9 protein-coding genes are annotated in these 9,845 nt (G+C 60.6%); 6 read left to right on the top strand and 3 right to left on the bottom strand.

The annotated features are described in order from the left end of the window. The coding region (locus tag DI606_RS17995; RefSeq protein ID WP_293985276.1) for a class I adenylate-forming enzyme family protein at positions 1–1,011 on the bottom strand (1,011 nt) is incomplete at its 3' end. A 154-nt stretch (positions 1,012–1,165) separates the two neighbouring features. On the opposite strand from DI606_RS17995, the gene DI606_RS17990 reads away from it, so the two are divergent. Genes DI606_RS17990 through DI606_RS17970 form a run of 5 tightly spaced genes read left to right on the top strand, consistent with a single transcriptional unit; the run spans position 1,166 to position 7,449 of the window. Next, positions 1,166–2,368 carry an acetyl-CoA C-acetyltransferase gene (locus DI606_RS17990; RefSeq protein ID WP_293985275.1) on the top strand — a complete coding sequence of 401 codons (1,203 nt, stop codon included), beginning with the start codon at positions 1,166–1,168 and terminating at the stop codon, positions 2,366–2,368. Between the two features lie 32 nt (positions 2,369–2,400). Continuing rightward, positions 2,401–4,569, top strand: coding sequence for a 3-hydroxyacyl-CoA dehydrogenase NAD-binding domain-containing protein (locus DI606_RS17985; RefSeq protein WP_293985274.1), 2,169 nt, complete (start codon positions 2,401–2,403; stop codon positions 4,567–4,569). Then, the gene (locus DI606_RS17980; protein WP_293985273.1) at positions 4,566–5,723 is read left to right on the top strand and encodes an acyl-CoA dehydrogenase family protein; all 1,158 of its coding nucleotides are present in this window, start codon (positions 4,566–4,568) and stop codon (positions 5,721–5,723) included. The genes DI606_RS17985 and DI606_RS17980 overlap by 4 nt, the downstream gene beginning before the upstream one ends. 15 nt (positions 5,724–5,738) lie before the next feature. Further along, the gene (locus DI606_RS17975) at positions 5,739–6,620 is read left to right on the top strand and encodes a MaoC family dehydratase (protein WP_293985272.1); all 882 of its coding nucleotides are present in this window, start codon (positions 5,739–5,741) and stop codon (positions 6,618–6,620) included. A 1-nt stretch (position 6,621) separates the two neighbouring features. Continuing rightward, entirely contained in the window at positions 6,622–7,449 is an 828-nt protein-coding gene (locus DI606_RS17970; protein WP_293985271.1) for an SDR family oxidoreductase, read from the top strand. Between the two features lie 589 nt (positions 7,450–8,038). Here the strand turns inward: DI606_RS17970 and DI606_RS17965 are convergent. Continuing rightward, a complete protein-coding gene (locus DI606_RS17965; protein WP_293985270.1) occupies positions 8,039–8,497 on the bottom strand; it encodes a PIN domain-containing protein in 459 nt (152 codons plus the stop codon). Then, positions 8,481–8,750 carry a hypothetical protein gene (locus DI606_RS17960; RefSeq protein ID WP_293985269.1) on the bottom strand — a complete coding sequence of 90 codons (270 nt, stop codon included), beginning with the start codon at positions 8,748–8,750 and terminating at the stop codon, positions 8,481–8,483. Before DI606_RS17960 ends, DI606_RS17965 begins: the two co-directional genes overlap by 17 nt. Before the next feature lie 278 nt (positions 8,751–9,028). On the opposite strand from DI606_RS17960, the gene DI606_RS17955 reads away from it, so the two are divergent. Then, entirely contained in the window at positions 9,029–9,724 is a 696-nt protein-coding gene (locus tag DI606_RS17955; protein ID WP_293985268.1) for a hypothetical protein, read from the top strand. Positions 9,725–9,845 lie beyond the last annotated feature (121 nt).

Below are 9,845 nucleotides of genomic sequence, written 5' to 3'. Positions count from 1 at the left end.
CTCCCTGTAGGCCTGGCCCACCCGCTCCGGCATGAAGGCGAAGCAGCGATTTTGCAGGCGCACCGACGACATGTCGGTCTTGTCCCAGTCGGGATGGGTGATCATGGCCTGGTGGAAGGTGACGAAGGGCAGGAACATCATCGTTACCCGCTCATCCTCGATCTGCCGCAGGCTCTCTCCGGCGTCGAAATGCGGCTGGCCTATGAACGTGCCGCCCACATCCATCGCGCCCAGCATGCAAAGCATCGCGGCAATATGGAACAGCGGCAGCGGCGACCAGGCGCGCTCGTCCGGCTGGAAAGACCAGCGATAGTTGGCGAGGTTCGACGCCTCCCGGGTCACGGCCTCGTGACTGAGCAGGCAACCCTTCGGGTTGGCCGAAGTCCCGGAGGTGTATAAGATCATCGCGGTGTCGCGGACCCGGACAGTCAACCGGGACGCATGAACCTCCGCGTCCCCTACGCGCTGCGCGGCAGTGTCGAAGGTCGCCTGATCGACGAAACCGGGCATGGAGCGACCGCCCAGCATGATGATGCGCTTGAGCAGGGGCGCGCCGTCCAGCGCGAGCGCGCAAGCGTCAGAGGCTTTGGGCAGGCCGGGGAAGGCCTCCACCAGCCGTCGACCGAAATCGACATGTTCGGTGACCATGTCATTGGTGATGATCGCCGCAAGATCGGCATTTTGCGCCACATACGCCATTTCTGGCGCCTTGTACCGGGCGTTCATCAGCACCGAAACGGCGCCGCACATGGCAATGGCAAACAGCGTCTCGACAAATTCGATGCTGGACGGCAGCAGGATGCCGACATGGTCGCCTCTTCCTATGCCTAGCGCTTTCAAGCCGCGCGCGCGGTCCATGACGCTTCGCACGACTTCGTCATATGTTTTGCGCTCACCCGGGAATACCAACGCTTCCTTCGTGGGCGACTTGTCCCATCCTTTGAGGAGCAGATCGCCCAAAGTAGTTGCAGAGATACGGAATGGGGCGCAATCTTCGCCTTGTGTGACCACGGATGTCCGCTCCTAAATATGTCGGTCAGCTATCGGTGCCGATCAAATTGCAGCCAACGCCGTGGTCTGCGCCTTTCGTTGGATAGGTGCGGCTTGTCCTTGCAGCACCAAGAGCGAGCACAACGATTTTTGTATCACTGGTCGGGAATTCACGATGGAAGCCTATGTCTACGATCATGTCCGGACGCCGCGTGGCAAGGGGCGCCCCGACGGCGCGCTGCACGAGGTCACCTCTGTCGAAATGGCGACGCAACTGCTCAAGGCTCTGCGCAGCCGCAATGATCTCGACACGGCGCTGCTCGACGATGTGATTATCGGCATGGCTCAGCCTGTCGGCGAACAGGGTGGCGTGCTTGCGCGGGCGGCGGTTCTGCAGGCCGGCTATGCCCAGACCGTAGGTGGCCAGCAGATCCATCGTTTCTGCGCCACCGGCCTGGACGCGGTCAGCCTGATCGCGGCGCAGGTGCACTCTGGCATGATCCAGGCTGGCATCGGCGGCGGAGTCGAGTCAATGAGCCGTACGGTCATGGGCTATGATTCGGGTGCATGGACGTCTGATCCGTCAGTCGCCTACAGCAATTATTACGCGCCGCAGGGCATCGGCGCAGACCTGATCGCGACGCTCGACGGCTTCTCGCGGGAGGATGTCGACAATTTTGCCGTCGAGAGCCAGCGCAAGGCTGCCCATGCCTGGGAAAATGGCTATTTCAAGAACGCCATCGTACCGATCAAGGATGTTTTGGGCGACGTGTTGCTCGACCATGACGAGCATATGCGGCCCGGCACCACGGTCGAAAGCCTAGCCAAGCTCAAGCCCGCCTTCGAAGGGTTCGGCAAGGCAGGCTTCGAAGCGGTGGCCAAGGCCAAATATCCTGAAATCGAAGAGCTGAACTATGTCCACCATGGCGGCAATAGTTCGGGCATCGTCGATGGCGCTGGGCTGGTCCTGGTCGGGTCGAAGGAATTTGGGGAAAAGGCCGGGCTCAAGCCGCGCGGTCGGATTCGTTCCTATGCCAATATCGGGTCGGAGCCGATGATCATGCTGACGGCGCCCGCAGCGGTGTCCCGCAAGGCGATCAAGGCGGGCGGCATGACCGAGAAGGACATCGATCTTTGGGAGCTGAACGAAGCTTTCGCCAGCGTGGTGATGCGCTTCCAGCAGGAACTGGACATTCCCGACGACAAGATCAACGTCAATGGCGGCGCGATCGCCATGGGCCATCCGCTGGGTGCGACGGGCGCGATGCTTCTGGGCACTGTGCTGGACGAGCTGGAGCGCCGGGACGCGGAAACCGGCCTTATCACCCTGTGCGCCGCCAACGGGCTGGGCACGGCTGCCATCATCGAGCGCGTCTGAGCGCGCACACGAACTTTAGAGCGGGACATCCCATGAAGACTATGCGACTGGAAAAGGCACAGGACGGCTTTGCGATCCTGACCCTCGATGCCGAAGGCTCGATGAACGTCGTCAACGACGCTTTCATCGCCGACATGGAAACGGCGACCAAGGACATCGCCGGGGACGATGGCATCAAGGGCGTCATCCTGACGTCCGGCAAGAAAACGTTCATGGCCGGTGCAGACCTGAAGCAGCTGGTGAACGGCTTCGGCACGCTGACGCCGCAGGAAGCCTATGCCTTTGCAAAGCGCGCAACCGACATGCACCGCGCCATCGAGCAATCGGGCAAGCCGTGGGTTGCGGCGATCAACGGACTGGCGCTGGGCGGCGGGTTCGAACTGGCGCTGGCCTGCCACCGCCGCATCCTGGTGGATGACGCAAAGGCGCAGGTCGGCCTGCCCGAAGTCAATGTGGGCCTGCTTCCCGGATCGGGCGGCACGGTGCGGCTGGGCATCATCGCGGGCGTGAAGACGGCCCTTGACCTGCTGCTCTCGGGCCGTTCGGTCGGGCCGCAGGAAGCGCTCAAGCTCAAGATTGTGGATGAGGTCGTCCCGGCGGACAAGCTGGTCGACGCGGCGAAGGCATGGCTTGCCACTAGCCCCGATCCGGCCAAGCCCTGGGACGTCAAGGGTTGGACGCCGCCGCAGAAGAAGGGCATGACCGTGCCCGAGGATTCGGCCGCCTACATGATGTATACGGGCGGTCTCGCGAAGGTCGGTTATAACCAGCCGGCACCCGCCGCTATCCTGAACTCGGTGTTCCACGGCATGCAGCTGCCCTTCGACAAGGCGCTGGCAGTCGAAGGCAAATATTTCGCCAAGCTGCTGACCGATCCGGTCGCTCGCAACATCATCCGTACCACTTTCATTTCCAAGCAGGCGGCCGAAAAGGGCGCGCGCCGTCCCGAAGGCTTCCCCAAGTTCGAAGCCAAAAAGATCGGTGTGCTGGGCGCTGGCATGATGGGCGCTGGCATCGCGTTCGTGTCCGCCAATGCGGGTATCGAGGTCGTCCTGATCGATCGCGACGTCCCGACGGCGCAGAAGGGCAAGGACTATTCTGCCAAGGTGCTGGGCAAGCTGATCGAAAAGGGCAAGCTGACGCAGGACAAGGCCGACGCCGTTCTGGCCCGCATCACGCCGACCGACGATTTCGCGCTGCTCAGTGGCTGTGACATGGTGGTCGAAGCGGTTTTCGAGGATACGGCCATCAAGGCCGAAATTACGCGCAAGGCCGAAGCCGTGCTGCCCGCCGAGGCGATTTTTGCCTCCAACACATCCACCCTGCCTATCTCGCAGCTGGCCCAAGCCTCGCGGAGTCCGGACCAGTTCATCGGTCTGCACTTTTTCTCCCCGGTCGATCGCATGGGTCTGGTCGAAGTCATCATGGGCAAGCAGACCAGCAAGGCGACGCTGGCCAAGGGGCTCGACTTCATCGCCCAGTTGCGCAAGACACCGATCGTCGTCAACGACAGCCGCGGCTTCTACACCAGCCGCGTGTTCCAGATGCTGATCCACGAAGGCGCGGCGATGTTGGCGGAGGGCGTGCCCCCTGCGGTGATCGAAAATGCCGCCAAGGCCGTGGGCATGCCGGTCGGGCCGCTGGCGCTGCTGGACGAACTGACCCTCGACCTGCCGCTCAAGATCGTGGACCAGGCGATTGCCGAGGAGGGCGACAAATATACTCCGCCTGCCGGCACGGCCGTCATGCGCCGTATGAAGGACGAGATCGGTCGGTCCAGCCGCAAGGCGGGTGGGGCGTTCTATGACTATCCCGAAGGTGGCAAGAAGCATCTTTGGAAGGGCCTTGCCGATCACTTCCCGGTCAAGCAGGGATGGGATATCGAGGAGCTTAAGAAGCGCTATCTTTATGCGCAGGCGATGGAAACCGCTCGCTGCCTGGAAGAGAATGTGCTCGAAACCCCCCAGGACGCCGATCTGGGCGCAATCTACGGTTGGGGTTTCCCGGCATGGACCGGCGGCACGATCAGCTACATCGACACGATCGGGATCAAGACGTTCGTTGAAGAATCCGACCGGCTTGCCCAACTTTACGGTCCCCGCTTCCTGCCCTCGGCATGGCTGCGCGAAAAGGCCGCCAAGGGGGAAGATTTCTACGCGCCTGCGAGCGAAACCACGGTCAAGGAGCCGATGCCGGCATGAAGCGCCTGATATTCGAGCAAGAACATGAGCAGTTCCGCGACTCCGTCGTCAAGTTCATGACGACGGAGGTAGGCGCTCACGCCGAACGTTTTCGCGAGCAGGGAATGGTCGACAGGGAGCTGTACCTAAAGGCTGGTGAACAAGGACTGCTGTGCACCTGGGCAGACGAAAAATATGGTGGAGCGGGGATCGATGATTTCCGCTTCGAGCAGATCATCATCGAAGAGAATATGCGTCACGGCGATGTAGGCTTCTACATCAACCTGCATAATGATCTGGTCGCCCCCTATATCGCCAAGCTGGGTAATGACGAGCAGAAGGACCGCTGGATGCCCGGCATCGTCAGCGGCGAGAAAATCCTTGCCGTCGCGATGACCGAACCGTCCACCGGCAGCGATCTGGCGGGCATGCGCACCAGCGCCGTGGACAAGGGTGACCATTGGCTGTTGAACGGCGCAAAAACCTATATTTCCAACGGCATTCTTGGCGATCTGATCGTCGTGGCGGCGCGGACCGATCCCAATAGCCGCCACGGCCTGGGACTGATGGTTGTCGAGCGCGGCATGGAAGGCTTCGAGCGTGGGCGCAAGCTGGCGAAGATGGGGCTGAAGGCGCAGGACACCGCCGAACTGTTTTTCAATGACGTGAAGGTGCCCAAGGCCAATGTGCTCGGCGATCCGAGCCAGGGTTTCAAATATCTGGCGCGCTTCCTGGCGCAGGAGCGGCTGGTCGCGGGCATCGGCTTCATGGCCACGGCCCAGACCGCGTTCGATATCACGCTCGACTATGTGAAGGAGCGCAAGGCGTTCGGGAAGCCGATCGGGGCGTTCCAGAACACTCGCTTCAAGATGGCGTCGATGCGTGCTGAACTGGATGCGCTTCAGACCTATGTCGATCAATGTGTGATGCTGCTCAATGCGGGCGAACTGACCGCCGAAGATGCGTCGGCCGCCAAACTTCTGACCAGTGAGTTGGAAGGCCGGGTGATGGACGAATGCGTACAGCTCCATGGCGGCGCGGGTTATATGGAGGAATATCGCATCAGCCGCATGTACACCGATGCGCGCATCAGCCGCATTTTCGCGGGAACGTCCGAAATCATGCGCGAAATCATCGGTCGGGGATTGGGTCTGGATGAGCGCAAGCTGTCCTGACCCTTGGACCGGGGAATGATTCAAATGCTCGATGTCGCAAAATTGCGGGGCTTTCGGGTGCCGGAAGCACAGGATGTCTGCGACCCGCGTGGCGCGATCCTCTATGCGCTGGGTGTCGGCGCAGGCTTGGGCGCGATCAACGAGCAAAATTTGATTTTCGAACGCGATCAGGTGGTCCTGCCGACCATGGCTCTGGTGCTGGGGACACCGGGATTCTGGCCCATGGCACCGGAACTTGGCTGGGATTGGCCGCGAATCCTGCATGGCGAGCAAACGCTGAAACTGTTTCGACCGCTTGAACTGGGGCAACTGGTCAACGGTCGGATCGAGATCATCGGTCTTGCGGACAAGGGAGCAGGCAAGCCTGCGCTGGTGCGGGCAAAGCGGGTGATCACCACGCCGACGGACCTGCCTATCGCGGAGATGGAGGAAGTTTGGGTCCTGCGCGGCGCGGGTGGTTTCGGGGGAGGACGGGACCTTGAAGGTCCTGCGCCGGTCGTCATGCCGGATGGGCCGGCAGATACCTATCTCGATCTTCCCACAGCGATTAATCAGGCAATGCTTTATCGCCTGACGGGCGATCGCAACCCCCTGCATGTCGATAGAGGCACGGCCCAGGCGGCTGGTTTCGATCAGCCGATTTTGCATGGTCTTGCCACTATGGGGCTGGTCGGTCGCGCGCTCACCCATCTATGCTGTAATGGAGATCCGACTTTAATGACCGACATGCGCGTGCGATTTACGGCGCCGGTCTGGCCAGGCGAAACGGTTCGCACGGAAATCTGGCGTAGGGGCGAGGTCATATCGTTTCGGGCCAGCGTGCCTGAAAGGAACAGCATCGTCATCGATGGCGGCGAGGCCTGCATCGGTGGCTTTAGGAAAGAACGGGACGCATAACGTGAAAATTTTGGATGGCAAGGTTGCCTTGGTGTCTGGCTCAGGGCGCGGCATTGGCAAGGCTATTGCGCTGAAACTCGCGAGCTCCGGTGCCCATGTCGTGGTAAACGATCTGGACGAGGATGTGGCGCGGGCGACTGCGAGAGAAATCGAAAGCCTGGGCGTCCGCGCTATAGTGTGCGTGGGCGATGTGACGGATGCCGATTTTGGCGAAAAATTCGTGGCATCGGCCATAGCGGGTTTCGGCACGATCGACATCATCGTGAACAATGCGGGCTACGCCTGGGATTCCGTCCTTCAAAATACCAGCGACGAGCAATGGATGGCTATGCTCGACGTGCATCTTACCGCGCCATTCCGCATTTTGCGTGCCGCCCAGCCGGTTATTGCCGCTGCAGCGAAACAGGAGATAGCGGAACACGGTCGGGCTAAACGCCGGACGGTCATCAATATATCGTCCGTTGCGGGTCTGGGTGGCAATGCCGGTCAGTCGGGCTATGCGGCGGGCAAGGCGGGCATCGTCGGCCTCACCAAAACGGTGATGAAGGAATGGGGCCGCTATAATGTGACGGTCAACGCCGTGGCATTCGGTGCGATCATGACCCGCATGACGGCGGGCGAAGCTGGCAGTTCTACCATCAGCGTCAAAGGCCGTGACATCAAAGCTGGGGTCAGCGACGAAATATTGGAAGCCATGGAAAAGGGCATTCCGCTGGGCCGTGCCGGTACGCCGGAGGAAGCGGCCGGTGCCGTCTATCTGCTTTGCCTGCCAGAAGCGGACTATATTACCGGAGAGGTGATTGTGGCGGGCGGCGGCTGGAAGCTTTGACGACAATAGGGGCGGGCTGCGGTGCCCGCCCCTTCTTCTTGGCTTGGCCGGGTCAGGCTTGCTAGGCAGAGAGCATGACGCGCTGTCGCGTCGGTCGCCGGCGTTACCGTTGACAGACCACGGTCATCATGCTTTCTGAAATTCATGGTTATGAATGCGCTGCGACCTGGCTTCGCGGCAGAGGGTCGATAAGCCGTTCCCCCTATCTGCCGTGCCGCAGCGTAGTCCCGATTATGTGCGATGGATTGCGGAAAATTTTGATGATTTCGCTGCCCGCGCGATGGTATCGCCTGCCGGTGCAGAGGCCTCAAATTGATTTTCAACTGGCTGTCTGGTTGCGACACTTCATTGGGACATGGTAAGCAGCGCTATTGCGGATCACACATGGCGCTTTGCTGCTTTTGTTGATGAGGTTTCGTGATGGTGCAGATACATCCTCAGGCCCGAACCACGCCCGCTGTGCGGGCAGACATTGCCCGCGCCACCGAATCTGCAGCTGTGATAATCCCATTTCCCCTGCAAGATAGTCTGAATTGGACGATACCCGGCTAACGTTAAAGAAACGCTCGAATTGCCAGACGCGCCTGCATCACGCCGCTTTTAAGAAATCGCGGGGCGTGCGGACATTGAGCGTCGGAAACAGGGCGCGCATATGACCGATGTTCCAGGTCACGATCGCCGGGATTCCATTTGCCACCGCCGTTTCTCCGATCATCCGATCATAGAGGCGCGGCCCGATCCCGCCATCGGCGGCGTAGCTGCGCACCGTGTCGAACGTCTGCGATGGCGTAAGGCCGATCAACTGAGTGACGGCTCTCAAACTCTCCAGCGCCGCCCAGGCCTCCTCTGCCGTGAACCGGAAAGGCGCGTGCGTGCCGCGACGGGTTAGGGTGCTATAGGCTTCGGCATAGCTGTGTGCGGCAACGCCCAGCATGGGACCTCGGCCAGCATCGAACAGGTCGGCGGACGAAACATGATGCTCATGATCGCCTGCCAGCGCTGCTATAATCACATTGCTGTCGACCAGCGCGTCAATCGTCAATGTCATGCTCACGGCTGCGATCAAGAGCCTCATTGGCGCTTTCGAGGCTCACCGGCTTATCGCCCGATGGACGAACTAGCAGAGCGCCGCGCCGCACCAGTTTGCCGGTATTGGCAGGAACACCTGGCGGGACATAACCGCGCAGCGCATCCTCGATCACTTCGCTAGCCGTCATGCCTGTGAGTCTCGAAAGCGCATGAACCCGATCGCGCGCAAAAGCCGAGCGGACGTTGAGTTGGATATTTTCGACACGACCCATGACCGACTCCTTTCAGTCGAATATATCACGGTTGCGCCCAATCGGCTATCATAATTCGGCTTTGGCTAGCCTTCCTGCTCAAGGGCATCGTGGAAAGTGGAGCGGGGCTGTTGAAAATGCCGCGGTGGTGGCCGGGTACGGTTGAGGGCGGAATGACACCCTAAGGCTCTGCGATACCGTCACATCAGGATGGTGAAATGGGACCGTTGCTCTTGAATCGTTGGCTCGTCGTCATCACCGTGATCGGCTATGTTTCCCAAAGAAGAAGGAGGCGCAGGATGAGTAAGGTCACGGTTCTTCGGATGAGCATGGCTGTTCTATCGGCGGCTCCTGCCGTTGCCGCGCACGCTCAATTTGTTCCTCCTGCCGGATACAGCGGCAACGGAGTAAAGCCCGGAGTTGCCGCACCGACCGACCCGGATGTGCCTACCCTGACCCGCATTCCTGATACGACCTTGTCACCGCTGTTCCATGTCGATCCCGACTACAAGCGCGGTTCCTCGACGGGGCACGTCAAAGTCGTCGGCGCGTTCGAGATCGCAGAAACACAGAAGCGGCATGTAGTTTCCGCATGGTCTCCGGGCTTCCTGCCAGTCACACTCTCGTTCAATGACGGGCAGTGTTACTCGCTTCAAGCTGATTACACGGGCGGCACGCTTTCAAACGGTCGAGTGCGCAAAGTCGGATGTGGTCACCGACAAACCGATGAGGAGGCTCCATCCTCGCCGCCACCCGGCAGCCCTCTGAAGTTTGTCGGAAGCGCTTGGGGCTATGGCGCCTGGGCGGATGAGCGGGATCGAACCACGCTCGTCACTGCGCCGTATACCAAGACCTTCCAACCCCTGTTCACCGTAGAGATGTTAACTAGCGCTATCATGGCGATGAACGGCCCAGACTTTCCCGGAGGGAATGTGACATTGGTGGGTCGAGTTGGGGGGCGCTTGACGGTGATAACGCTCGAGGTGGGTTACTGACGACCGAAGCCGTCCCATTTGCGAACGGCCAGCGAGACAGACAAAGCCGTCTCGTTTGGGATCCAGACCGTCCGAAGACGCGACGCGATTCGGTCCGGTGGGGACGCCCAGGGGGGAATTG

This window comes from Sphingobium sp., assembly GCF_003248505.1.
Taxonomy (GTDB): Bacteria; Pseudomonadota; Alphaproteobacteria; order Sphingomonadales; family Sphingomonadaceae; genus Sphingobium.
The sequence above is the reverse complement of the archived record's forward strand: the minus strand, read 5'-3'. Positions and strand labels throughout refer to the sequence as shown.